General features: G+C 52.6%; 21 protein-coding genes and 1 tRNA gene. 18 read left to right on the top strand and 4 right to left on the bottom strand.

Annotated elements, in window-relative coordinates:
• The gene (hslU, locus tag B3K89_RS10535) at positions 1 to 1,380 is read left to right on the top strand and encodes an ATP-dependent protease ATPase subunit HslU (RefSeq protein WP_293895422.1); all 1,380 of its coding nucleotides are present in this window, start codon (positions 1 to 3) and stop codon (positions 1,378 to 1,380) included.
• An 8-nt stretch (positions 1,381 to 1,388) separates the two neighbouring features.
• The gene (locus tag B3K89_RS10530; protein ID WP_293895425.1) at positions 1,389 to 2,387 is read left to right on the top strand and encodes a hypothetical protein; all 999 of its coding nucleotides are present in this window, start codon (positions 1,389 to 1,391) and stop codon (positions 2,385 to 2,387) included.
• Here the strand turns inward: B3K89_RS10530 and B3K89_RS10525 are convergent.
• A complete protein-coding gene (locus B3K89_RS10525) occupies positions 2,384 to 3,958 on the bottom strand; it encodes a peptidoglycan D,D-transpeptidase FtsI family protein (protein ID WP_345907376.1) in 1,575 nt (524 codons plus the stop codon). The genes B3K89_RS10530 and B3K89_RS10525 overlap by 4 nt on opposite strands.
• A 134-nt stretch (positions 3,959 to 4,092) precedes the next feature.
• On the opposite strand from B3K89_RS10525, the gene B3K89_RS10520 reads away from it, so the two are divergent.
• The gene (locus tag B3K89_RS10520; protein WP_293895431.1) at positions 4,093 to 5,211 is read left to right on the top strand and encodes a M23 family metallopeptidase; all 1,119 of its coding nucleotides are present in this window, start codon (positions 4,093 to 4,095) and stop codon (positions 5,209 to 5,211) included.
• A 27-nt stretch (positions 5,212 to 5,238) separates the two neighbouring features.
• On the opposite strand, the gene secA is transcribed toward B3K89_RS10520, so the two are convergent.
• Positions 5,239 to 8,004, bottom strand: a complete 2,766-nt coding sequence (secA, locus tag B3K89_RS10515) for a preprotein translocase subunit SecA (protein ID WP_293895433.1) — start codon at positions 8,002 to 8,004, stop codon at positions 5,239 to 5,241.
• A 176-nt stretch (positions 8,005 to 8,180) separates the two neighbouring features.
• Here secA and murG point away from each other — a divergent pair, with 176 nt between their 5' ends.
• The 6 genes from murG to B3K89_RS10485 are packed head-to-tail and all read left to right on the top strand — an operon-like array spanning position 8,181 to position 15,580.
• The gene (gene murG / locus B3K89_RS10510; RefSeq protein WP_293895436.1) at positions 8,181 to 9,251 is read left to right on the top strand and encodes an undecaprenyldiphospho-muramoylpentapeptide beta-N-acetylglucosaminyltransferase; all 1,071 of its coding nucleotides are present in this window, start codon (positions 8,181 to 8,183) and stop codon (positions 9,249 to 9,251) included.
• Between the two features lie 3 nt (positions 9,252 to 9,254).
• On the top strand, positions 9,255 to 9,782 hold the full coding sequence (locus B3K89_RS10505; protein WP_293895439.1) for a CvpA family protein: 528 nt from the start codon (positions 9,255 to 9,257) through the stop codon (positions 9,780 to 9,782).
• The gene (locus B3K89_RS10500; RefSeq protein WP_345907375.1) at positions 9,775 to 10,956 is read left to right on the top strand and encodes a hypothetical protein; all 1,182 of its coding nucleotides are present in this window, start codon (positions 9,775 to 9,777) and stop codon (positions 10,954 to 10,956) included. The genes B3K89_RS10505 and B3K89_RS10500 overlap by 8 nt, the downstream gene beginning before the upstream one ends.
• Positions 10,953 to 12,146: a two-component system sensor histidine kinase NtrB gene (locus B3K89_RS10495; RefSeq protein WP_293895445.1), complete on the top strand. Its 1,194-nt coding sequence runs from the start codon at positions 10,953 to 10,955 to the stop codon at positions 12,144 to 12,146. Before B3K89_RS10500 ends, B3K89_RS10495 begins: the two co-directional genes overlap by 4 nt.
• Positions 12,136 to 13,497, top strand: a complete 1,362-nt coding sequence (locus B3K89_RS10490; RefSeq protein WP_293895448.1) for a sigma-54-dependent transcriptional regulator — start codon at positions 12,136 to 12,138, stop codon at positions 13,495 to 13,497. The genes B3K89_RS10495 and B3K89_RS10490 overlap by 11 nt, the downstream gene beginning before the upstream one ends.
• A complete protein-coding gene (locus B3K89_RS10485) occupies positions 13,484 to 15,580 on the top strand; it encodes an ATP-dependent DNA helicase (protein ID WP_293895451.1) in 2,097 nt (698 codons plus the stop codon). The genes B3K89_RS10490 and B3K89_RS10485 overlap by 14 nt, the downstream gene beginning before the upstream one ends.
• A 56-nt stretch (positions 15,581 to 15,636) precedes the next feature.
• Here B3K89_RS10485 and B3K89_RS10480 read toward each other — a convergent pair whose 3' ends face one another.
• Entirely contained in the window at positions 15,637 to 15,909 is a 273-nt protein-coding gene (locus B3K89_RS10480) for a co-chaperone GroES (protein ID WP_293895454.1), read from the bottom strand.
• 220 nt (positions 15,910 to 16,129) lie between these two features.
• On the opposite strand from B3K89_RS10480, the gene B3K89_RS10475 reads away from it, so the two are divergent.
• The 6 genes from B3K89_RS10475 (at position 16,130) to ppdK (ending at position 23,322) form a co-directional block, all read left to right on the top strand.
• Positions 16,130 to 16,585: a hypothetical protein gene (locus B3K89_RS10475; protein ID WP_293895457.1), complete on the top strand. Its 456-nt coding sequence runs from the start codon at positions 16,130 to 16,132 to the stop codon at positions 16,583 to 16,585.
• Between the two features lie 232 nt (positions 16,586 to 16,817).
• Positions 16,818 to 17,699, top strand: coding sequence for a sigma-70 family RNA polymerase sigma factor (locus B3K89_RS10470; RefSeq protein ID WP_293895459.1), 882 nt, complete (start codon positions 16,818 to 16,820; stop codon positions 17,697 to 17,699).
• Positions 17,700 to 17,852: 153 nt separating this feature from the next.
• Positions 17,853 to 18,590, top strand: coding sequence for a GntR family transcriptional regulator (locus B3K89_RS10465; RefSeq protein ID WP_293895462.1), 738 nt, complete (start codon positions 17,853 to 17,855; stop codon positions 18,588 to 18,590).
• Positions 18,591 to 18,600: 10 nt separating this feature from the next.
• Entirely contained in the window at positions 18,601 to 19,443 is an 843-nt protein-coding gene (gene kduI, locus B3K89_RS10460; protein ID WP_293895465.1) for a 5-dehydro-4-deoxy-D-glucuronate isomerase, read from the top strand.
• A gap of 5 nt (positions 19,444 to 19,448) precedes the next feature.
• Complete coding sequence (locus B3K89_RS10455; protein ID WP_293895467.1) at positions 19,449 to 20,252, top strand: gluconate 5-dehydrogenase; 804 nt, start codon at positions 19,449 to 19,451, stop codon at positions 20,250 to 20,252.
• 358 nt (positions 20,253 to 20,610) lie between these two features.
• The gene (ppdK, locus tag B3K89_RS10450) at positions 20,611 to 23,322 is read left to right on the top strand and encodes a pyruvate, phosphate dikinase (protein WP_293892633.1); all 2,712 of its coding nucleotides are present in this window, start codon (positions 20,611 to 20,613) and stop codon (positions 23,320 to 23,322) included.
• A gap of 87 nt (positions 23,323 to 23,409) precedes the next feature.
• On the opposite strand, the gene B3K89_RS10445 is transcribed toward ppdK, so the two are convergent.
• A tRNA-Thr gene (locus B3K89_RS10445) sits at positions 23,410 to 23,481 on the bottom strand.
• A gap of 138 nt (positions 23,482 to 23,619) precedes the next feature.
• On the opposite strand from B3K89_RS10445, the gene B3K89_RS10440 reads away from it, so the two are divergent.
• The 3 genes from B3K89_RS10440 to B3K89_RS10430 form a co-directional block, all read left to right on the top strand.
• Entirely contained in the window at positions 23,620 to 23,907 is a 288-nt protein-coding gene (locus B3K89_RS10440; protein ID WP_293910676.1) for a hypothetical protein, read from the top strand.
• Positions 23,904 to 24,923 (top strand): tRNA (adenosine(37)-N6)-threonylcarbamoyltransferase complex transferase subunit TsaD, encoded by a 1,020-nt coding sequence (gene tsaD, locus B3K89_RS10435; protein WP_293910674.1) that lies wholly within the window; start codon positions 23,904 to 23,906, stop codon positions 24,921 to 24,923. The genes B3K89_RS10440 and tsaD overlap by 4 nt, the downstream gene beginning before the upstream one ends.
• An 11-nt stretch (positions 24,924 to 24,934) precedes the next feature.
• Positions 24,935 to 25,369: adenine phosphoribosyltransferase (locus tag B3K89_RS10430; RefSeq protein ID WP_345907374.1), on the top strand; the 435-nt coding region annotated here is incomplete at its 3' end.

Genomic DNA, 25,369 nt, shown 5'->3' with positions numbered 1-25,369 from the left:
ATGGCATATACAGCAAGCAGGAAGCTTGATGAACTCAAGCCTTCCGAAATAGTGAAAGAGCTCGATAAGTACATAATCGGACAGAAGCAGGCAAAGCGGACGATTGCAGTCGCCATTCGCAACCGCACCCGCCGCAAGCGTCTGCCGCTGGAGATCCGCGACGAGGTTTCTCCAAAGAATATCATTATGATCGGTCCCACCGGGGTGGGAAAGACGGAGATCGCCCGCCGTATTGCAAAGCTGTCCAACGCCCCTTTCATAAAGGTTGAAGCGACCAAGTACACGGAAGTAGGGTATGTCGGACGGGATGTCGAATCCATCATCCGTGATTTGATGAGCATCGCCGTGCAGCAGGTCAAGGCCGAGCTCGCCGAACGGGAGCAGGAAAAGGTTGCCCTCAGGGTGGAGGAGCGATTGTTGGACATTCTCCTTCCACAGGTGAAGGAAGACCCTTCGGTGGACATCATCCCGGTAGGCAGCAGTTATACCGACAGCCAGAAGACGACCCGTGAGCGATTTCGGCAGATGCTGCGCGACGGCAAGTTTGATGAGCGAGAGGTCGAGATAAACGTACAGAGCCGCAAGCGCGTCGGCATCGAGGTGCTTGGACAACCCAATATGGAGGAGCTGCAGGATGCGATGCAGAGCATCGGTTCCATTTTCGGAAACGGCAAAGGTCACAACCGCAAGCTGACGGTAAAGCGCGCACGCGAGATTTTCACCGAAGAAGAGACGGAAAAGGCAGTCGATACCGACCGCGCCATCGACGAGGCAAAGGAACGGGTCGAGCAGATGGGTATTGTCTTCATCGATGAGATTGACAAAGTCGCCAAGAGCGGCGGCTCGGGAGGCGGCATCGACGTCTCCCGTGAAGGAGTGCAGCGAGACATTCTTCCCATCATTGAAGGAACCAGTGTCTCCACGAAGTGGGGGGTTGTTGATACAACCCATATCCTGTTCATCGCAAGCGGAGCCTTCCATGTTTCAAAGCCCAGCGACTTGATTCCCGAGCTTCAGGGCCGCTTCCCGTTGCGTGTCGAACTGGATGACCTGAAGGCGGAGGACTTCTACCGGATCCTGACTGAACCAGCCAATGCCATTACCATGCAGTATCGTGAATTGCTCAAGACCGAGGGGGTTCAGATAGTTTTCGAGGACGATGCCATCAGAAGAATCAGTGAAATCGCCTATGAGGTGAACTCCAATCATGATAATATTGGTGCTCGAAGGTTGTTCACCATCATGGAGAAATTGCTTGAGGAACTGAGCTTCAGCGCCGATGAACTCAGCGGTCAGACCATTCCCATTACCAAGGATTACGTGGATGAACGTCTTGGTGATATAATCCAGAATCAGGATTTGTCGAAGTTCATCCTCTAGGAGTGCATTTGGAATTCTTGGATCTTGAAGCGAGTGATTATGAAAGCGCACTCAGGCAGGCCCGCAGCACATACGGGAATGCCGTGCGCATTCACACGCGAAAGGATTTTACCAAAGGTACGACACTCTCCAAGCAGAAGCGTTGCAGGATCACCTTCTATCTGGTGGACCAGAAGCCCCGGGCTGTTGAACAGGAGAGCGAACCTGCTCCTGCATTCGATGCTGAAGCCTGTTTGCAAAAGTTGCTTGCTTCCAACGATGTTCCGCCTGCCCTGCATGCATCGGCCAGGGAGCAGGTGCTTCTGAGCAAGGCAGGGCACACCCAAGCCGAAGTAGAAGTCGGCCTCTTGCAATACTTGTTCGAAGGGGTGCAGTTCGAGGATGAGATAGCTGCTCGATTTGCCGTATTCGTCGGGGCTGCCGGAGTGGGGAAGACCACCACATTGATCAAGACAGCCCTGTATCTGCGGGCTCGGAAAGCGAGAAAAGTCGCCTTGCTGACCCTCGATACCTACCGAATCGGGTCACTTGGGCAGATTCGTCAATTCACCCGTGAGTTTGCACTTCCCTTGTTTGAGGCCCCTTCTTTCAAGGCATTGGCAGGCTTGCTGCCTGAATTGGATGCATATGACCATGTTCTGGTTGATACCTGTGCATTCAGTGCGAAGGATGAAGAACAAAAAATGCGCCAGAACGCCTTGTTGGCCATGATTCATGAACAATCCACCTTTCTGGTGGTGAGTGCCACGTCCAAGGAGAGCGATTTATCGGCCCAATTGCAGTACTTCTCCGACCAGCGCATGAAGGCAGTCATCTGCACCAAGCTTGACGAAACCAGCGGCATCGGAAACCTCTTGGGATTTGCCCGGAAGTCTGCTCTGCCGCTTCTATTTCTTGCCGATGGCCGGACCATCCCCGACGATTTCCATATCGCATCCGCCTCGTATCTGATGACGCATCTGAAGGGTTTCAGCCTCGACCTATCCCAATTTTTCCCGGCAAATTAGCGAATTGCAGTATCCTTGGGTGTCAGCTTTCCCTGGCTCACCAGGGTCTGGACAAGATTTGCTATCGCAGGTGCGGCAATGTTTGAACCCCAAATGGTATTGCCCTTGGGATTTCCGGCTCCGATGTAGATGATGTATTTGGGATTCTCGATGGGTACCATTGCAAGGGCCGAAGCCAAGACAGTCCCATCCTCATAGCTGTTGGTTTGCGGGTTGAGAATCTGAGCGGTTCCTGTCTTCACCCCGATATCAATGCCGCTCACACGTGCATGCACCCCTGTTCCTCCTTCCTCGGTAGCAGTGAACATGCCGCTGCGGATGAGGTTTGCAATTTCACTGTCCAAGACGGTATCGAGCACCACCCGCTGCCGCTCATAGAGTATGCTCCCATCTACCGGTGAAGTGCGTCGGAGAATCAGGTTTGGTTGCAGCAGTTCTCCCGAAGGACACAAGGCGGTTGCCGCAGTTGCAAGATGCAGAGCCGAAGAGAGCAGTTCCTGACCGAATGCGATGGTTGCCTGCGAACGTCCGCTCCAGGTGGACGGCAAGGCGATCTGCGAACGGGCTCGGGAAGGAAGGCCGATATCGTAGGAGCTGTTGAACCCCAAGCGCGACAGGGTGTCATAGAAAGCCTGCGGGTCGGTCTGCAGTGCCCAGTGGACGATGGCCCCGTTGCAGGATTTGCTGATCATCGTCTTAGGATCAACCTGGCCGTGAACTGCGGTGCAGTTGATGGTGATGTTGCTCGCCCCGGCTTTGAAGGTGTAGCTGCCGTCGCACTCAAACAGTTCGCTTGTCTGTGCCTGTCCGGCCTTGAGCACCGATGCAAGACTGAAGAGCTTGAAAACCGACCCCGGTTCAAACAGGTGATTTACTGCATGGTTCTTGCGCTGCTCGGCATTGGATGATGAGAGATTGTTGATATCGTACCAAGGGTAGCTTCCCATGCCCAGAATGTCGGCGTTTGCAGCATCGAGTACGATTGCCATTGCGTAATCGGGATTGTGCTCGTCTGCAATCTGCTGAAGCTGGACATCCAAGGCATATTGGATGTCCAAGTCGAGGGTGAGGGTTATATCCTGCCCGTAGGTGACGAGGGCTTCCCCGATTTCCGGGTATGGGTTCAGATAGGACTCCTGGCTGAGCTCGATTCCCTCGATGCCTTCCCCCTCCGTATTGGTGAAACCTATGGTTTGTGAAGCATGAAACTGGGCGGGGTAGGTTCTTCCTATGCGTTTCTCGACATTCACCTGACCTTTGAGCGAGTATTTTTGGATGGCATCCAAAAGCGGTTGTACCATCTGCTCGTCGATGCGCTCCTTGATTTGCGCATAGGTGGTATAGGAGGCTGCCTTGTTCTGGATTTCCTGGGGATTCATCTGTACGAAGGGGGCTATGACTTCACTGACCAGCTGAAGGTCTTTGACGGCATTCAGGTGAAGATAGACTCCCCAGTAGGGGGTTTGTATGGCGAGAATCCTCTGGTTTCGATCATAGATGGTGCCTCTGACTACCTGCTTTGCAACGTTTGGATTGGTATATGTTTTGACCGGAGTTCGGTCGAAAAGCATTAAAAACCCCAATCTGAGGAGAAGAATTCCTAAAAATATGATACATAGGAGGCACAAGAGCCTGATATAGGAATGTTTTGGACTGGTAGCCATGATTGTTTTATACTACTATGTAGAAAAGGTAATGTCGAGCTATGGCAAAAGACTACTATGATGATATGCAGGAGCGGCCTTCCTGGCGTTCACGCTCAGATGGGCAGCGAACAAAACCCAGCCGTGGTCTGATTTGGACCATCGCATTGGGTATAGCCATCTGTGTGGTGGTCATCGTCATTTGGTATCAGTTCTTTCCAGATCAGACAGGTAAGAGCACTGAAGGCCCAAAGGCGGTTGTCGAAGTGCTGCCGCAGGTGGGGAAGATCAGTGATGCCCCCGAGGTATCGGCAGTGGTCGCCCCCCCGGCGGATGTCACACCGGCTCCAGCCGTCGTTTCACCCTCCGATGCCGCGGTGGTCGACACCCAGGCCCGGTCGCTTTCCGACCGACCGGCACCCGTACGTTCCTCCAGCTCGCTCACCGTCCAGTATGCCGACCACTTGGTTGCTGCAAATGAGGATCTTGCCACCATTGCAGCCATGTACAATCTGAAAACCCAGACGCTGATCAGTGTCAATCAGATACGAAACATCCAGGCCATCCGCGAAGGAGTCACCCTTCGGATCCCGGACCGTGACGGACAACTGTATACCGTTCGCGAGGGGGATATGCTTTCCACCATTGCACGCAAGTACAGCCCCTCGCTCGGGTGGAAAACGCTGCAGGAGATCAACGGCCTGAAGAGCGAGAACATCCTTGTCGGCCAGCAGCTGTTCATCCCCGATACCTCCTCGACTGCCACCAACCAACTTGCCGATGTAGCCCCGATCCAGTTCCAGAAGCCTGCTTCAGGCACCATCACCACACTGTTCGGCCAGCCCTACATTAATCCGGCAACCGGAATCAGCGAGAGCATCAACGGCATTCTGATCGTCGGCAACTGGGGTTCGGCCGTTGTCGCCTCAGCCAGCGGCCAAGTTGTGGATGCCGGGTATGAAGTGAAGGGCAGGGGGCGGTTTGTCGTACTCAGCCATGAAGGCGGTTACCGGACCAGTTATCATCATCTGGAGAACGTGGAGGTGCGCATCGGCATGACGCTCTCCAAGGGTGATACAATCGGCAGCATTGGAACCAGCGGTACTTCGTATGAACGTCCCACGCTCTTCTTCAGCATCGAGCAGTCGGGCATAGCACTCGATCCCATCCAGTTCTTCTAAAGCGAAAAGGACAGGTCTTCACGGTGCCTATGCATTTCTTCCATGACAGTGTTTGTATTTTTTCCCGCTCCCACAGGGACAGGGATCGTTGCGCCCGACTTTGGGTTGGTCGCGCCTGATGGTGACGGGGGCCACGTCGCCGACTCCCTGCACGCGCCTGGCATTGTGCGCCTCTGAGGCGAAAGCTCCTTTGGCCGTGTGCGATTCCACCATTTTCGCTTTGCTGCTTTGTCTCTGGTAGGATTGCTCGGGTCGGGTGATCTGCACCCGCACCAACGTCTGGGCCATGAAATGCTTGATGCCTTCGAGCATCTCGTTGAAGATTTCAAAGCCCTCCACCTTGTACTCCACCAAAGGATTCTTCTGTGCATACGAGCGCAGCCCTACTGCATCACGAAGATCCTCGAGTGCGGTCAGGTGGTCCTGCCAACGCAGGTCGATCTGCCTCAGATAGTTGAACCGCAAGAAATCGTTGAAAGGTTTTTCGCCGGTCAGGGCAACCTTGGAATCGATTTCCGTATCGATGCACTGCACCAGGTGCTTCTTGTACTCTTCGCTGGTGGCTTTCTCATCCAAGAGAGGAACTGAAAGCTGGAAGGTGGTCAGCATCTCAGATAGGATTTTTGATCCTTTCTGCTGCTCCTTTGCATCGGCGAATACTGCATCCACGATGGATGCACTTATCTCATGGCAGATAGCCCTGACGCGTTGCAGCAGATGCTCGTCGGTGAGGATGGCATCGCGCTCGGCGTAGATGAAGTTTCGCTGCTCATTCAGTACATCATCATAGTCGAGCAGGTGTTTTCTGATTTCGAAGTTTCTATCTTCTACCCGTTTCTGCGCTTTCTCGATGGCATTGGAGAGCATGCGGTGCTCGATCGGCTCTCCGTCCTGCATGCCGATTCTTCCCAGGATGTTTTTCAGGTTGTCCGAAGCGAAGAGACGCATCAACGAATCGTCCAGTGATACAAAGAAGCGGCTGGCACCTGGATCGCCTTGTCGACCGCTGCGTCCCCTGAGTTGGTTGTCGATACGCCTTGATTCATGTCGCTCGGTTCCCAGGATATAGAGTCCGCCAAGAGATTTCACCTCTTCATAATCCTTTTTCCAGGAGGGGTAGACCTCCTTGAGGGCCTGGGCGAACTCCTCGGCGGTGGCCTCGGTGCCGCACAGCCTTCTTGCCCTCGCATCGATGCTGCCGCCGAGCTTGATGTCGGTTCCACGACCGGCCATGTTGGTTGCGATGGTGACGGCACCCTTTGCACCGGCTTCCTCGATGATCATGGCCTCACGGGCATGGTTCTTGGCATTGAGCACCTCGTGCTTGATGCCCATGCGCCGAAGCAGCAACGAAAGCATCTCACTTTTCTCGATGCTGATGGTGCCCACCAAGATGGGCTGGCCGGTTTTATGAACCCGTTCAATCTCCTCGCAGATGGCCTTGAACTTGAATTGTTCGTTGTAATAGACCAGGTCGGGGAAGTCCTGACGGATGATAGGCTTGTTGGTGGGGATGACCACCACATCGAGATTGTAGATTTTCAGGAATTCCGGAGCTTCGGTGTCGGCGGTGCCGGTCATGCCGCTGATCTTGTCATACATGCGGAAAAAGTTCTGGAAGGTGATGGTCGCCAAAGTCTTGTTCTGACCGAGGATCTTGATCTTCTCCTTGGCCTCGATCGCTTGGTGCAACCCGTCGCTGTACCTCCTCCCGTGAAGGATGCGGCCGGTGAATTCATCGACGATTTGCACCTGGCCATCGACTACTACATAATCGACATCGGCGCTGTAGAGCCTGAGGGCCTTCACCGCCTGGGTGACATAGTGGACATACTCAAAATTCTCATCGGCATAGATCGAGCCTTTGATGACGTGGTGCTTGTTGAGCAGCTCTTCCATATGAAGCATGCCCTGATTGGTAAATGAGACTTTCTTCTGTTTCTCGTCAAGCTTGTAGTCTCCGCGTTCCTCAAAAGGCTGTGCATTGCGCTCGAAACGGGCAAGCGGGTCTTGTTCATAGTAATCCCCGGTTTCGGGGTTCTTTTCACACTCGACCAAAAAGGAGGCGATTTTTGCAGCTCCCAGCACCTGGGCAGAATCGTCCTCGCTCTGGCCGCTGATGATCAGCGGGGTTCTTGCCTCGTCGATGAGGATGGAGTCTATTTCGTCGATGATGCAGTAGTGGTGCTTGGGTTGGATTTTCTCTTCGGCCGACCACTTCATGTTGTCCCTGAGATAGTCGAAGCCGAACTCATTGTTCGTTCCGTACGTCACATCCCTGCTGTAGGCCTTTCTCTTGGCCTCATTGTCCATATCGGAGAGAATGACTCCCACCGAGAGGCCCAAGAACTCATAAATGGGACCCATCCACGAAGCGTCACGACCGGCAAGGTAGTCGTTGACGGTGACGATATGCACGCCTTTTCCCTCAAGGGCGTTCAGATATGCTGCAGGAACGCATGTGAGGGTCTTGCCTTCACCGGTTTTCATCTCAAGGATTTTCCCTTGATGGAGCACCACCGCTCCCATGATTTGCACATCGTAGTGACGCTCGCCAAGAACACGTTTGGCTGCTTCCCTGGCCAAGGCGAATGCTTTGGGCAACAAACTATCCAATGAGGCTCCCTCTTGCAGTTGTTTTCGAAACTGCTGTGTCTGCACAGGGAATTGGTCATCCGACAACGCAGAGGCCCAAGATTCCTCCTTGTTTACCTGTTCAAGGAGGGGGAGTAATGAACGAAGGTCCTTGTCTTGCTTGGTTCCGAACAGTTTGGTGAAAAATGAGGTGCCCATGGATATCTCTCTTGCCGATAAAGATTGAGGAGCTTGGCCCCTCCTTGCTAGTATACTCATTCTCAAGATGCAAGAAAAGTGAAACCATGCGAAAAAGCTGGGACAAATCTACCCACACTGTATCAAGATGATACAAATCACTAGTCGTTTCAAAGCCGTCGTGGTATAGTCAACCCATGATTGTCTGTTATACAGGGGGTGGCACCCTCGGTCATATCCATCCCGCACTTGCTGTACATGAAGTGCTTTCCAGCAGATCGGGATACCAGGCGTTCTGGATCGGAAGGGAAGACCGATCCGAGCGAGAGGCAGTCCAAAAAGCCGGCATTCCCTTCTTTGCCATCCGAAGCGGAAAACTGAGGCGGTACCGATCGCTTAAGAACGTGCTGGACATCGGCAATGTCCTGGTCGGGTGCATGCAGGCTTTCTCAATCCTGAGGAAAAGCAGGCCGGACGTACTCTTTTCCAAAGGTGGCTTTGTATCCGTACCCCCGGTTCTTGCAGCCTTTCTGCTCGGAATCCCGACAGTCAGCCACGAAAGCGATGCTTCACCGGGTCTAGCCACCCGCATCAACGCCCGCTTTTCCCGCTTTGTATGCGTTCCTTTTGTACAGGGCTTTGAAGCCATCAAGGAGAGCAAGCGCGTGGTTACGGGCAATCCCATCAGGCAAGCCTTGGTTTCCAAGGCTGATGAACCGTACAAAGAGGGTGAACTTGAGTTCATCGGCAGGGACGACAAGCTCATCCTGGTCCTGGGCGGCAGCAGCGGATCGCAGCAGATCAATTCCTTGGTCCGCACCCATCTCGAGGAACTGACCCAAATGGCCTATGTATATCACCAGTGCGGGCCCAACGATGTGCAAAACCTGGTGCACGAGCGGTACACCGAGGTATCCTTCATCAACGACCTGCTGCCGATTCTCTTGAAGCGGGCGGATTTGGTCATCAGCCGCAGCGGGGCTAACACCATCGCCGAGCTTGCACTCTTTGGATGTGCCAGCCTGCTCATCCCATTGAGTCGTCAATACAGCAGGGGGGACCAGATCGACAACGCACTTCGGCTTGCATCCCTCGGGGCATCCCGGGTACTGTTGGATGAGAACGAACTCAATCGATTCATCGAAGAAGTAAAAGACTTGCTGGACAGCCGGCAAAAGCGCACAATGCTCTCTATGAATATCAAGCAACTGGCACAAAAAGAGTGTGCACATCATATCGCAGAGCTGCTTTGCAGCGTGAAGGAGTAAGGTATGCAATGGGGATTGACCATCGGTTCTGTGTATTTCAACTCGATTGACATCATTGTCTTTGTCCTGGCGATCATTGGAGGCATTGCCGACACCCTCACCGGGTTTGCCGATGCATTCTCCCACCGCAGCGGATACATCGTCGGCTTCTTTTCCGGTCTCATGTTCACGCGCATCATTGCCGATGTATTCAGCCAGTCTTTTTCCCTTCCCCCGCTCCTGTCCAGTCTCATCGCCTTTGTTCTCTTGTTCCTTATCGGATATGGCTTGATGCGCATAGTCGGCAATCTGCTGGAGACCGCGTTGAATGCCACAGGACTTCGTGCGGTGAACGGCTTGTTGGGATTTCTCTGGGGTGTGTTCGAGGTGGTTATTGCAGCCAGCGTGGTCATCTATGTACTGGAGCTGCAGAAAGCCTTCGACCTCTCGGCGATTTTTGATGCCAGCCAGTTTGTCCTCAACATAGTCAGGCCTTTGGTGCCTGATACCGTCCACTGGTTCTCCTCCTCGATGCAGGTTGCCCATGTTTGAATTGCTTGAGCCTTTCCAGAAATCCTTGGCTGTCCAGATGCGAAACCAAATCCAAGAAGGGACCTTCAGCCAGGTCAACCTGTTCGGAGGGCCCCGCTACAGCCTGAGGATGAGTTTCGCCTTGGAGGCGGCCCGTGTCCTTTCATGCAGAAGGCAGGGCATGAGCAATTGCAGTTGTGAAAGTTGCAGAAAATTTGCAACACTGGGTGAACCCAATGTGCTGATCGTCAGCCAACGAGACCATAAGAGCTTGATTGAGACACATCTTGATGCTTTTTGCCGGCTGTACAACGATTTTTCCAAGATCGAGCTGATGAGGGCCATCCGCACTCTGCTTTTGCAGTATCATCCGTCCTTCAGCCCGGCAACGGCAAGCCAGACCTCCCTCTATGATGCAGCCTCCTCGGTCAACGAGCTGCTGATATCCCTCGGACAGGAACGGGAGATCGGGCAGAAGGAGGCGAAGAAGTGGGCCGAGGAGATTCGCTCCTCCTTGAAACCCTTGTATGCAGCCAATCGAAAGAACACCACGGTCACCATCGCCCAGGTGAGGGCAATCGATGAATGGGTGAACCAGACCGGCATGGGGTCGAATAAGCGGTTCATCATCCTGGAGGCGATGGAACAGACCAATGTCTCGGCCCGCAACAGCCTGCTCAAGATTCTGGAGGAGCCGCCCGAGGATACCTATTTCTTTTTGATCAGTGAGTTTCCCAACCGGATCATGAGCACCATTCTTTCCCGTGTCCGCAGGTATGTCTTCCCGCCTTTGGGAAAGGAAGCGGTCATGCTCTATCTTAAGCCGTACTACCTGCATGACAGGCAGTATGAGAGTCTTGAACAGTTCTACCTTGAAGGCGGGGGAATGGACCTGAACAAGAATCGCCAGATAGCCGGCATGCTCTTCTCCTCGGTGCAAAGCCGAAGGTACCTGCTCCTGCCCGATTTGCAGCAACTGCTTTCCAATGTGGATGATGTGGATGGCTACGAGTATGTCTTGCGTGCCTTGTTGGACAGGCTCGCAGATGCGTTGGAGGAGGAGAGCCTTTCGGCCGATCTGGCCTATAGGCTTTCGTCCTTGGTGAGCAGCAGTTACTCAGAGGGCCAGCTGTACAATCAGAACGGCCGGCTGATGCTTGAGGCCCTGTATTATCGGATGATGGAGGAGCGATGAAGAATTTTGTCCTGCGGGCGATCCAGAAAATCGACCAACTCGATACGAAGCAGATTGTAGACATCATGCGCTCGCAGGCCGACGATGTTGAAATGCTTGAGAACGTATTGGAGTCCATCCACGATGGTGTCATTCTCACTGACGAGAAATTGACGGTCCTCTATGCCAACTCCAACTGCCGCAACCTTGTTCCCATGGCACGGTTTCGTTCCTATGAAGGGATGGCGCTTGCAAAGGTGCTTGAGGACGAGCATGTGCTGAGGTACATCGAACTGAAAGTGCAGCGGAAGGCAGGCGACGAGGACAACGAGTTCACCTTCCAGAAAGGGGATAAGCTTCAGACGATTGCGGTGACCGTCTTTTCCTACAAGAGCAGTTCCGAACGCGTCCGGTCCTCCTACGTGGTCATGATCAGCGATGTCACCGAGCACAATGCCAACGAGGCCAGGCTTCGGAGAAGTGAGAATCTGGCTTCCATGACCACCATGGCGGCAGGCGTGGCTCATGAGATCAAGAATCCATTGGCAGCGATGGCAATCCATTTGCAGCTGCTTCGGAAGGCGTTCAGCAGGAAGGAATCCCTTACGCTGGATGATGCCCAGCGCTATCTGGATGTGCTCGATGAGGAAATCAACAGGCTCAACTCGATCGTGGTGGACTTCCTGTTTGCCGTCAGGCCGATGGATACCCGCCTGCGCCTGGGCCAGATCAGACGCACCCTTGAAGAGGTTGCCAAGTTCGTGGCGCCGGAGCTCGCAGAGCACCATGTGAAGCTGAAGCTTGACTTTCCCAATTCACTTCCAAGATTGGAGTACGATGAGCATCTGATCAAGCAGGCCCTGCTCAATCTCATAAAGAATGCAATGAACGCCATGGAAGGGGGAGGCATGTTGATCTTGCAGGCAAGGCATGACCAAAACCAGGTTTTGCTGAAAGTCATCGATACCGGAATCGGGATGGATGAGCAGACCCAGCTGAAGATATTCGAGCCCTACTTCACCACCAAGGCGACGGGAACCGGCCTGGGATTGACCGTGGTGTATAAGATCATGAAGGAACACAAAGGTGATATCACTGTCCAAAGCAAGCTTGGTGAGGGAACGACATTCACCTTGTACTTCCCGGTACCACGCAGTGAACGACTCGCGTTGGACAGCCAAGCCGTGACGGAGGCTGATTATGAAGCGTAACATCCTTATCTGTGACGATGAAAAGAATATCAGAGGCGGCCTTGCCCAAGCAATGGAGCTTGAAGGGTATGAGAGCATCGAGGCCGTCGACGGGCGGCAGGCCTGGGAGATAATCAACAAGACGGGAGTCGACTTGGTCATCACCGATTTGCGGATGCCCAACATGAGTGGCGAAGAGCTGTTGAAAAAGATCATCAGCGCCTATCCACGCATGCCGGTGATCATCCTTACCGGTCACGGGACCATCGAGACTGCAGTACAGGCGATGCGCAGTGGTGCAGTTGACTTCTTCACCAAACCGGTGGACCTCGATCGCTTGTCCTTGGTTGTCAAAAAAGCCCTTTCCGACACCGACCTGTATGCCGAGCATGAACGGCTGAAAGAAGAAGTCGAGCAGTTGAGAGCGCGCAACCGCTATGACCGCATCATCGGCAAAAGCCAGAAAATGGTGGAGCTGATGGATACGGTCAGCCAGGTGGCCCCGACCAAGGCATCTGTGCTCATCACCGGCGAGAGCGGGGTGGGCAAAGAGTTGGTCGCTGATGCAATCCATGAGCTGAGCAACCGCAGCAAAGGGCCCTTTATAAAGGTGCATTGCGCCGCCCTCACTGCAAGTTTGTTGGAAAGCGAACTGTTCGGCCATGAGAAAGGGTCTTTTACCGGAGCAGTCAAGGAGAAGAAGGGACGGTTCGAGCTGGCCGACGGCGGAACGATTTTCCTCGATGAGATCGGGGAGATCGACGCCCAGACACAGGTGAAGCTTCTCAGGGTGTTGCAGGAGAGGCAGTTCGAACGGGTGGGCGGCGAAAAGCCGATCTCCGTTGATGTGCGTATTGTTTGTGCCACCAACCGTGATCTTCCCAAGGAAATTGAGAAAGGGAACTTCCGCGAGGATCTCTACTACCGCCTGAACGTGGTTCACCTGGACGTCCCCCCCCTGCGTGAGCGGAAGGATGACATCCCCCTGCTCATGACCAGTTTCCTGCAGCAGTTCAATCAAGAGAACGGCAGGAGCATCGAGGCGTTCTCCAATCAGGCCAGGCGGGCTCTTTTGGCGTATGATTGGCCCGGAAACATCCGCGAGCTGCGCAACTGCATAGAAAGTGCTGTGGTACTGGCGAGAACCACGGTCATCGAGGTCGAGGACCTTCCCTCTCATATCGGCAAGACCCAGAACACCGGCAGTGTCTCCCTCGAGGTGGGCATCACCCTGGCCGAGGCGGAGAAACAGCTGATCATTTCCACCCTTGCCATGTGTGCAGGGAACAAGACGAAAGCGGCCGAAATATTGGGTATCGGGCGCAAGACCTTGCATCGAAAACTACAGGAATATCACATTGACGAAGCATGACATATACGAGATCTTCGACAAGGGAGGTCTGCTGGAGAAGCACTTCAGCGGGTATGAATACCGGGAAGGCCAGCTTCTGATGGCCGAGCTTGTCAGAGAGAGCTATGAGACCGGCGCCATTGCGGCAATCGAGGCAGGAACTGGCATCGGCAAATCCTTTGCATATTTGGCAGTGGCGCTCTATCATGCGATGAGCAGTCCTGATGAGCGGACAGTCATCGCGACCAGTACGATCAACTTGCAAAAGCAGCTCTATGAGAAGGATCTGCCGATGTTGTTTCGGTATCTCGGGCTTTCATGCAAGACTGCTCTTGCTGTAGGGCGGGGCAACTATGTGTGCATCCACAGGTTCGTGCAGACCCGCAATGAGGCCAGCCTGCTCAGCCAGGATCCGCAAAGCGAGCTCTATCAGGTCGGGCAGTGGATGCAAAGCACGCAGACCGGTCTGTTTGCCGATTATCCTTCACGCTTGAGTTTCGAACTCAGGGGGGAAATCTGCTGCGATGGAGATTTATGTCCCAATCACAGTTGCGATTATTTCAAGGAGTGCTTCTTTTTCAAGGCAAAGGCGAAAGCAAAGGAAGCGAAAATCATCGTCACCAACCATCACCTGCTCTTCACCGATGCCCAAAGCAGGCATATCGGCGATGTCGGCTATGACGAGGAGATGATTCTCCCCCCGTTCAATCGTCTGATCATTGATGAGGCCCACAATATGGAATCGAATGCAACCGAGTACTTTACCGATGAGTACGATTCCAAGAAGATGCTGCGCCAGATTCACCGCATCCAGCGTACCGGCCGGTACAGCAGCAAATCGTTGCTTGAACAGGTGGGCGAGTACAGCACCGAGGCCGACATCATAGACCGCATCCAGGACGACATTCACCTGCTGATGCAGGAAGTGGGGACTTTGGATCAGTATCTGCTTGCCGTTTTTCAGAAGAACGACTTCCAGCCGGTGTTGATCAAGGCCGAGCAGCATCATCGCCTGGCCGATTTTGTGAAGGCGGCAACTTCGGTAGCCGAGGCCAGTGGAAGGCTTGCAGCAAAAATCAACGTGTTTCTTGAGCACAACAAGGCTCCCGAGGAGTTGGATGCCAAGCTTGCCGAATTGAGGGTGCGGGGTACGAGAATTTCGATGATGAGCGAGGTGCTCACCCGTTTCTGCAACTTTGGGTTGTGGCAGGACGAGGTGCACTGGTTCAATGCCGAGTCGAACAACCGGGACCGTACCGTCCAGATTCGAATCACCCCCCTTTCCATAGCCGATTTGCTTGTCGATGCCCTGTTCTCCAAGCTGGAGACGGTGGTGTGTACATCGGCCACTCTGGACTTGAGCGACCAGTTCGCATTCTGGTCGGGCAGGGTGGGGCTTCCGTATGATGAGAGCCGTCCGTTTCTGAAAGGCATTTTTCTCTCACCCTTCGACTACAAGAGCCGCCTGATGCTGCTTACCCCCTCCGATGCGCCCCTGCCTGCGAAAGAGATGGAGGAGCCGTATATCAGCTATGTGGCGCAAACCATCTGGGATGCGGTACACAGTTCGGGAGGAGGGGCATTGGTGCTCTTTACCTCATACGTCATGCTCAAGCAGGTGAAGCGCATGTTGGAGTCCAGGTTTGAACAAGCCTCTCTTACCCTGTTGGGACAGGGGGAGCTCGACCGTTACACCCTGCTCAATCGCTTCATAGCGGAACAGGACAGCACCCTGTTTGCTACTTCCTCCTTCTGGGAGGGTGTGGATGCTCCCGGCAACACGCTGAGGATGGTGATTATTGTCAAGCTTCCGTTCACCGTCCCTTCCGACCCGGTATTCAAAGCCCGCTGTGAAGCCATAGACAAGGCGGGCGGAAGTGGGTTTTATCAGTTGGCTTTGCAGTCGGCAACCATGAAGCTCAAGCAGGGTTTCGGCAGGCTTCTGCGCAGTACCGCCGACCGTGGGGTTGTCTTGATTCTTGACAGCAGGGTCATAACCAAGAATTACGGGGTGTATATGCTGCGCGCCCTGCCCGAAAGCTATCATCCGGAGACGGAGAGTGCAGGGCTGTGCACCAAGATTGAAAATTTCCTCTATGGTTGAGAATAAAAAAAGAGGTGGGAACTGCTTCCCGCCTCCTTGTGATTCCTGTGTCTGTATTACTCGATGATTGCAAGGATATCAGACATGCCAAGGATCAGATGCTCTTTGCCATCGATCTTCACAGAAGTTCCGCTGTACTTGTCGTGCATGACGCGGTCTCCTACCTTGACGGTCATTTTGACCTTCTCAGTCCCTTCACCGACTGCGACAACAGTACCGATCTGGGTCTTCTCCTGTGCTGTCTGTGGGATGTACAGACCGCTTGCAGTCTTCTCCTGCACCTCTTCAATTTTCACCAATACTCTGTCTGCCAAAGGCTTAATGGTCATTGTATGTTCCTCCAACCATAGGTAAATGTGGTAGTGTAATTACGAGGGCTTCGCCTTCGCTTCAGATAATATAGTCAAAAGTGGCAAGACAGGCAAGCTGATTTATACAATCAGGCAAGAACCTGTGAAGAACCTGCACAGTGCGAAAAAATCGCGCTCTTGGGTTGCCGTTATTGGGAGGCTTTACTATATTCTTTATACGATCAAAAGGGAATGTGAAATGGAAGCACAGCAAGAACAGAATACACAGCTTATGAAGCAGTCGGATTATGTGTTTCTCAGTGACAAAGCAAGCTTCGAGCAGATGTGGAGACACTTTTATAATCTTGCTTTCTTGTTTGCAAAATCCCAGGACTTGGCAAGCTGTCTCAACTGTTTCATAGACGTGTTTTTGATCAGGGGGAATGAGATGCACAACCCGGACAAGGATTGGCTTGATTTCTTCCGTCGTCAGTTTGCCATGTATCTGATGGGCAAGCGGCGAATCTCCTGCTCGCTGAGTGAAGGCGACATGATTCATGACTTCTTGAAGATGGAGTATGAACAGTTGAAAGAAGAGCTTGAGGCGAGTGAACTTCCTTTCGATCGTGAGAATCTGAGCCAATGGTTTGCTTCCATCGAGCTCGATTTCCCCTGGCTCGTAGGCGAATCTGAGCCAAAATGGTCGGTTGGCTGAACCAGATGGGGCATTATGGGTCAGAATATACCAGAAAACAGCGGGTTTTTCTCAGGCGTGTCAAAAAGAACCAATTTCTTATCTGTATCGCTGCCATTCACCGGTAAAATACACCATTGTAGATTTGTAAAAAAATATAAAAAATTATATTAAAAAGAAATAGATATTTTTAAATAAAGTTGGCACGCTAGTTGCACTTACCTTTCCAACAACCCAGAAGGGAGAATGCACCATGAAAACAAAACGCGCCATGCTTAACAATAACGAAGATTCTTATGCTTATGACGATGCCAACATCCTGAGTATGTACCTCAAAGAAATCAACCGTATTCCGCTGCTCAGTGCAGAAGAGGAATTTGCACTGGCCAAGCGTGTGCAGAAAGGTGATGAATTCGCCCGCAAACGGATGATTGAATCCAACCTCCGCTTCGTGGTGAATGTGGCCAAGAAGTATCAGAATCAGGGGATACCCTTGGTTGACTTGATCAACGAGGGAAACATCGGCTTGATGACGGCTTTGGATAAGTTCGATCCCGACAAGGGCTATCACTTCATCAGTTACGCCGTTTGGTGGATTCGTCAGTCCGTCATGAAGGCCATTAATGAAAAAAGCAGGGCTGTGAGGCTGCCTCTGAACCGAACCAACGAGTTGATGCAGATCCAGAAGGCTCAGCGTTCCCTGATGAAAGACTTGAGCACCGAAGATCCAACCATGGAGGAAATCGGTACCATGACCGGCTTTGAGCCCGAGCATGTTTCCAGCCTGCTCTCCATCAGTCGTGATCTGGTCAGCCTGGATGCACCGGTTTTCAAGGATGGAAGTGCCAGCAGTATAGGGGACTTCATCGAAGATGAGACCCAGAATCCCGAACAATCATTGCTCGATGCTTCCTTGAAGGAGGATGTTCGGTCGTTGCTTGCCACCCTCAGCGACAAGGAACGGGAGATCATCGAGCTGCGCTTCGGACTGGAGGGAAAGACTCCCATGTCGCTGAAGGAAATCGGTGAATTGTACAACCTGACCAAGGAGCGAATCCGCCAGATTGAGAAAAAAGCCCTTGAGAGGCTGAGAAATCCTTCCAAGAGCAAGATGGTCGAAAGCTACATCGCATAACAGCACCGCAGGGTGTATTCATATAGATAGAAAAAGCCGGGCAACTTGAATGCTCGGTTTTTTCGTGTTGACAGGCCTTTGTCTGCATGGTAGTATGCAAACAGATAATTTGTATGCAAATTACTATATTTGTATACAAAAAGGAGGTATGCCATGCGAGCCAAGGATACTGCAAACCATGTCTATGCCTCGTTACGCAAGGAAATCCTGGCTCTGACCATCGTACCCGGCCAGTTGATGCGGGAACAGGACATCTGTGAGCGGTTTGAGGCCAGCAGGACTCCGGTCCATGTCGCGCTTGAGCGGCTTTGCGATGCAGGCCTGTTGGAATTTGTACCCTACAAAGGGGTGCGTGCCACCTTGTTGAAATTCTCGCACATCTATCAGACCATCCTGATGCGCACGATATTGGAGACCAAGGTTCTCATTGACTTTTCTCAACAAGCAGACCCGTTTGCCTTGGAACGCTGCCATCATTGTCTGCGTAATCAAGAAATCCTGCTTGCAAGCGACCAGTTTGAGCCTTCGGCTTTCTATGCATTGGATTCAGCACTCCACCAAACATGGTTTGATGAAGCAGGCTTTCCCTTGTTTTGGGATGCCATCCAGGATTCCGAAGTGTACTACACCCGGTTTCGCATGCTCGATATCGTAGAAATGCATAATTTCAAAGAAATTATACAGGAACATGCTGTATTGCTTTCGTTATTGGAGACACAGCAGTATGATCAGGTGGAAGGGGTGATAACCTATCACTTGTTCGGCGGGATTCGTCGTATGCGGCATATATTGCAATCGGATTTGGGTTCGTATTTCAGCGATGCACAAACTATCGGGTCGTACCTGGACAGGGTTCTGTCCTTATCGCGGCCGGATTGCCTTTCAGAATAGGAGGAATTACATGGACATTCGTTATTCAACAGGAAAAGAGGCGTTCAAGCACATGACCACCGAGGAGCTTCGCAAGGAGTTCTTGGTGCAGAACATCTTCAAGGCCGACGATGTGAGTGCGGTCTATTCGCACATCGACCGGATTGTCACCTTGGGGGCCATGCCTGTAACTGGAAAGCTCGACCTCGCTAAGAACATCGACCCGATGAAGGATTTCGGCGTGGATTATTTCTTGGAGCGTCGGGAACTAGGAATCATCAATATCGGTGGTGATGGCGTGGTGGAGGCGAATGGAGTGACCTACAACCTGGTTCACTTCGACGGTTTGTACCTTCCCATGGGGACCAAGGAAGTGACTCTGGCAAGCAAGGACGCAAAGAACCCGGCGAAGTTCTATATGAGCTGCACCCCGGCCCACCGAGCTTTCCCGGCCAAGCATATTGTGTTCGCCGATGCAAAGCATGTGCCTGCAGGCAGTACAGCGGACAGCAACAAGCGCACGATCAATCAGTACATCCACCCCGATGTACTCGATACCTGCCAGTTGTCGATGGGTTTGACCCAGCTTGAAGAGGGAAGTGTATGGAACACGATGCCCGCCCATACCCACGAGAGGCGCATGGAAGTGTACTTCTACTTTGACATCAAGGAGAAACAGACACTGTTCCACTTCTTTGGGGAACCCACCGAGACTCGTCACATTGCAGTGGGCAATGAGGAAGCCGTGATCAACCCGTCGTGGTCGATCCACAGCGGCGTGGGTACAAGCAACTATACTTTCATTTGGTCGATGTGCGGTGAGAATCGCACCTATACGGATATGGATTGGGTAGCTACCGAGGAGTTGAGGTAAACAATATGACAAAAGTGCAGGATATGTTCTCCCTGAAGGGAAAGGTGGCCTGGATTACCGGAGCCAGTTATGGGATTGGGTTTGCAATCGCCGGTGTGTATGCGCAGGCTGGAGCAAAGATTGCATTCAATGACATCAATCAGGAACTGGTTGACAAGGGACTCGATGCCTACAAGCAGGCAGGAATCGATGCAAAAGGCTATGTGTGCGACGTAACCGATGAGGATGCAGTAATCAGGACCAATGAGCAGATCGTCAAGGATCTGGGGCCTGTCGACATCCTGGTCAACAACGCCGGCATCATCAAGCGCATCCCGATGCACGAGATGGCAGCAAGCGATTGGCGCAAGGTCATCGATATCGACCTTACCGCTCCGTTCATCGTCTCCAAGGCCGTCCTTCCTTCGATGATGGAACGCAAAAGCGGTAAAATCATCAATATCTGTTCGATGATGAGCGAACTGGGACGCGAGACGGTCAGTGCGTATGCAGCTGCAAAGGGTGGGCTGAAGATGCTGACCCGCAACATCGCCAGCGAATACGGCAAGTACAACATCCAGTGCAACGGCATCGGGCCCGGCTACATTGCCACACCCCAGACCGCTCCACTGAGGGAGAGACAGCCGGATGGCAGCCGCCATCCGTTCGACTCGTTCATCGTTGCCAAGACTCCGGCCGAACGCTGGGGGAACACCGAGGACCTAGAGGGCCCCGCTCTCTTCCTCGCTTCGAAGGCAAGTGACTTCGTCAATGGACATGTACTCTATGTGGATGGAGGCATTCTTGCCTATATCGGCAAGCAGCCCTGATTTTTGAAAAGCCCGAGAAGCCCGTTCAAATCCTTTGGGATGAGAGCGGGTTTTTTTGTTGCTGTTTGTTGCAAAAGTTGCGGAATCTATTGGTTCATGGCGAAGAAACTTAGTAATCCATGAATTGTAGGAAAAAACTTGCAAAAGGCAGTAAATCTTGGGGATGCCTGCTTCTTGAAGACGCTGTCTTGTATTCAGGAAAATTGGAATATTGTTCCAAAAATAATTGAACAAATATTTATCTAATAAGGACTTGATATACCTATAATTATTGTTTTACCTCCCGATTTGATTGACAGCACAGCTTTGAACAGGTAGGATTTGCTCGTCAAACATAGAGAATGAACAGGAGTCAGGTATGGCAGAGAAAAAAACCAAGTATGTCTATTTTTTCGGCTCCGGCAAGGCAGAAGGGACGGCTCAAATGAAAGAGCTGCTCGGCGGTAAAGGTGCAAACCTCGCCGATATGACCAGTATTGGTCTTCCCGTGCCTCCGGGCTTTACAATCAGCACTGAAGCGTGTGCGTATTATAGTTCCCATGATGGAGCCTATCCCCAAGGCCTGAGGGATCAGGTGCTTGAGAACCTTGCCAAGCTTGAATCCTTGATGGGGGCAAAGCTCGGGGATAATGAGAATCCCTTGCTCGTATCGGTTCGCAGTGGAGCAGCACAGTCGATGCCCGGCATGATGGATACCATCCTCAATCTGGGGCTCAACCCCACCAGCGTCAAGGCCTTGATCGCCAAGACCAAAAACGAACGCTTTGCCTGGGACAGCTACCGCCGTTTCATGCAAATGTTCGGCGAGGTGGTGATGGGTGTTCCCCACCACGAGTTTGAGAGCGCCCTCCAGGACGTAAAGGATTCCAAGGGAAAGAGCCTCGACACCGAACTTGACAGCAAGGATCTGCAGGAAGTCATCGCCCGCTATCAGCGCCTGTACAAGCGCTATACCGGTGAAGAGTTTCCCGTTGACCCGATCGACCAGCTCTTCAAAAGCATCAACGCCGTATTCAAGTCCTGGAACAACGATCGTGCCATCAAGTACCGACAGATGAATGACATCCGCGGCTTGCTTGGGACGGCGGTCAACATCCAGAGCATGGTGTTCGGCAACATGGGCGAAACCAGCGGTACCGGTGTTGCATTCACCCGCGACCCCTCCACCGGTGAAAACCAGTTCTACGGCGAGTATCTGATGAATGCCCAGGGTGAAGACGTTGTTGCCGGTATCCGTACTCCGCAGTCCATTGAGACCTTGCGTGCGGTCAACGCTGAGGTGTATGACCAGTTGGTGGGCATCCGTTCCATTCTGGAAAAGCATTACAAGGACATGCAGGACATCGAATTCACCATCCAGGAAGGCAAGCTGTACATGCTGCAGACCAGAAATGGCAAACGCACGATTTTCAGCTGGCTTCGCTCTCAGGTTGAGATGGTGGAAGAGGGCTTGATCGACAAGGAAACTGCAGTGGCAAGAGTTCCTGCAGGCGAGTTCGGCAAGCTGTTCGCACCGATTCTCGATGCCAAATACATCCGGGACAATTCCTTGAATGAATTGACCCGCGGCTTGAATGCATCCCCCGGTGGAGCCTGCGGTCAGATTTATTTTACTGCAGACAAAGCCGAGGAGATGGCGGCCCAGGGCAAGGATGTTATTTTGGTTCGTGCAGAAACCAGCCCTGAAGACATCGGCGGCATGGCTGTTGCCAAAGGCGTGGTTACCTGCCGTGGCGGCATGACCAGTCACGCAGCGGTTGTCGCCCGTGGCATGGGTTGTCCGTGCGTCAGTGGTGCAGGTGAGATTCACATCAATGAGGCGAAGAAGAGCCTTGAGGTCAATGGTGCAATCCTGAGCGAGGGCGATTATATGTCCATCGACGGTTTCACCGGTGCAGTATATGGAACCAAGATTCCTGTGCGTTCATCGGAAATCGTTCAAGTGCTCAGCGGCCATATGAAGGAGAGCGAATCCAATCTTTTCCACAACTACAAGACCTTCATGGGATTTGTCCAGGAGCTTAAGAGGCTTGGTGTTTACACCAATGCAGACACTCCCCACGATACCGAGATGGCTGTCGCTTTCGGTGCCGAAGGAATCGGTCTGTGCAGAACCGAGCATATGTTCTTTGGTGGAAACCGCATCATGTCGATTCGCAAGATGATTCTTGCCAACAATCAGGTTGAACGCGAGAAAGCTCTTGCAGAACTGCTTCCGATGCAGAGAGGGGACTTTGAGGCGATTTTCCTCGCACTTGAGGGCAGACCCGCCACCATCCGTCTGCTTGATCCGCCGCTTCACGAGTTCCTTCCCAACGACCACACCAGCCGCCATGAACTGGCGTTGCAGATGGGGCTGACTGTAGAGGAGGTGGCTCAAAAGTCCGCAGCGTTGCATGAATTCAATCCGATGCTCGGTTTCCGTGGCTGCCGTCTTGCGATTGTCTATCCCGAGATTCTCAGGATGCAGGTGAGGGCAATCATCGAGGCTGCGATCAACGTCAAGCGCAAGGGTGTCGATGTCCTTCCTGAGATCATGGTTCCCTTGGTAGGCAACTACAAGGAGTTCGTTTTCTGCAAGAAACATGCACTGGAGGTCATTGAGAAGATTTTCAATGAGCAGGGCATGAAGGTGCATTACAAGATTGGAACGATGATCGAGGTTCCCAGGGCTGCCATCACCGCTGATGAAATCGCCCGCGAGGCTGAATTCTTCAGTTTCGGCACAAACGACTTGACCCAGATGACCTGTGGTTTCAGTCGTGACGATGCAGCTTCCTTCCTCGGTCACTATGTGAATGATACAGACAAGCAGTTCTACGACTACGACCCGTTTGCAACCATCGATATCGCTGGTGTAGGCAAGCTCGTGGACATGGCTGCCAAGCTTGGTCGCTCAACCAATCCGAACATCAAGCTGGGTATCTGCGGTGAGCATGGTGGTGATCCCAAGACCATCGCATTCTGCGACAAGGTCGGTCTGGATTATGTTTCCTGCTCTCCGTTCCGCGTTCCCATCGCCCGTCTCGCGGCTGCCCAGGCATCCATTGCCGCAAAGAAGGCCAAGTAAGCGAATTTCACTTGTATTGATTCCCGGGCTTCGGCCCGGGTTTTCTGTATGCGGGCAAGAAAAAACGGTTCCCGAAGGAACCGTCAGAGCCAAAAAAGGGAATTGAACCCTTGACCTGCTCATTACGAGTGAGCTGCTCTACCCCTGAGCTATTTTGGCCGGATACATAAAACAGGTGCATTTTACCCGAAAGAGGGAAGAAGGTAAAGATGGTATTTCTGTAAATGTCAGATCCACTGTCTTGCCTTGACCTTTGAGGCTTTTGTCTAGTACGCTTAAGTGAGAAGAGGGAGTGCATTGAAAACACAAACGTTGTTCAGCCATGCTGTCGCCCAGGAGGTGGTTGTTTTGCTGAATAGTGAAAAACATGGTGTTGGAACCAAGGTGGGATTGAGCTGGCAGCCTGATGTTGCCCAGTTCCTGCTGGACATGTTCCCTGACGCATTGGAGTATGGACTGCAACTGAGTGACATCGCACCGCTGGTAAGCGAGGATGAATTCGCTTTCGACGAAGAAGATTTCGATTTTCTTGATGATGACTTTTTGGATGAATTTGATGATGACGATGAGGATGACCCTGTATGAAAGTACTGGGGATTGAGACATCCTGTGATGAATGTTCTGCAGCTGTCGTAGAGGACGGACGCACCGTCCTGAGCAACATCATAGCCACCCAGATAGAACTTCATAAACCGTACGAAGGAGTGGTCCCCGAGCTTGCTTCACGCCTGCATACCCAGTGGATCAGTACCGTCGTCCAGACGGCGCTTCAGAAAGCCGACCTCCAACCGCATGATGTCGATGCGGTTGCAGTGACCAACCGACCCGGCTTGTTGGGTTCTCTTTTAGTCGGCTTGAGTTTCGCGAAGGGATTTGCAGCCTCCCTGGATGTACCGTTCATCACCATAGACCATATTCGTGCACACCTCCATGCATCACAGATTGAGCACCCGCTTGAGTATCCCTACCTCGGCCTCTTGGTAAGCGGCGGGCATACAGTCATATGCCGGGTTGATGGCTATGATTCAATCGAGGTTCTGGGAACCACCATTGATGATGCAATCGGGGAAGCCTTTGACAAGGTCGCCAAGCACTACAGATTCGGATATCCCGGCGGTGTAGCCATTGATCGCCTTGCGAGGAAGGGCAATCCGCTTGCCTTTCTTTTTCCGGGTCCGACCTTGCATTCGAAGGATCACCCGTATGATATTTCCTATAGCGGATTGAAAACCGCAGCAATCAACCAACTGGATAAGTTTTGGGACGGCAAAAGTGAAAAGAGTCCTGAAAATATCGCCGCTTCCTTTCAACGGGCTGCCGTGAACATGCTTGTCAAGCGGGTCAAGTCCGCATTGGAAGAGACCGATTTGAAACGGCTGAGTGCCGGGGGCGGCGTTGCAGCAAACAGTTATTTGAGGCAGGAGCTGGAAGCACTCAAGCAAGGCGGTTATGAAGTTTCCTTTCCCTCCCTCAAGCTGTGTACCGACAACGGAGCCATGATAGCGGCCTTGGCATACCGCTATCTGGCCGATGGCATGCGATCTGAGTTCTCCGAGTCTGCTAGTGCTCGGGTGACAGCATTCAAAAAACACTATTGTTGAAAAGAGGCCCTATGAACGCACATTACAATCTGGACAGTGTAATTCGAAAGGTACCCGATTTCCCCAAGCAGGGAGTCCTCTATTATGATATCACCGGTATTCTTGCTGTGCCTGAAGCTTTTCAGTATTGCATCGACCGGATGGAGGTTTTGTGCGAGGGCCGCGAGATTGATGCAATTGCAGCTATAGAGGCTCGGGGGTTCATCTTTGCCGCTCCGCTTGCCCAGCGGCTTGGGCTACCCCTCATATTGGTGCGCAAGATGGGAAAGCTCCCCAACAAGGTCTTCACCAAGAGTTTTGAGCTTGAGTATGGCTGTGATGTGGTCTGTGTCCAGGAAGTGGATATCCACAAGGGCAGCCGCGTCCTGTTGGTGGATGACCTGATCGCAACCGGTGGTACACTGAAAGCGGCTGCTTCGATGTTTGAAGAGCATGGAGCTCAGGTT

It is taken from the genome of Sphaerochaeta sp. UBA5849, from assembly GCA_002432715.1.
Lineage (GTDB): Bacteria > Spirochaetota > Spirochaetia > Sphaerochaetales > Sphaerochaetaceae > Sphaerochaeta.
Note: the sequence above shows the minus strand (reverse complement) of the source record. Positions and strands in the feature narration are given on the sequence as shown.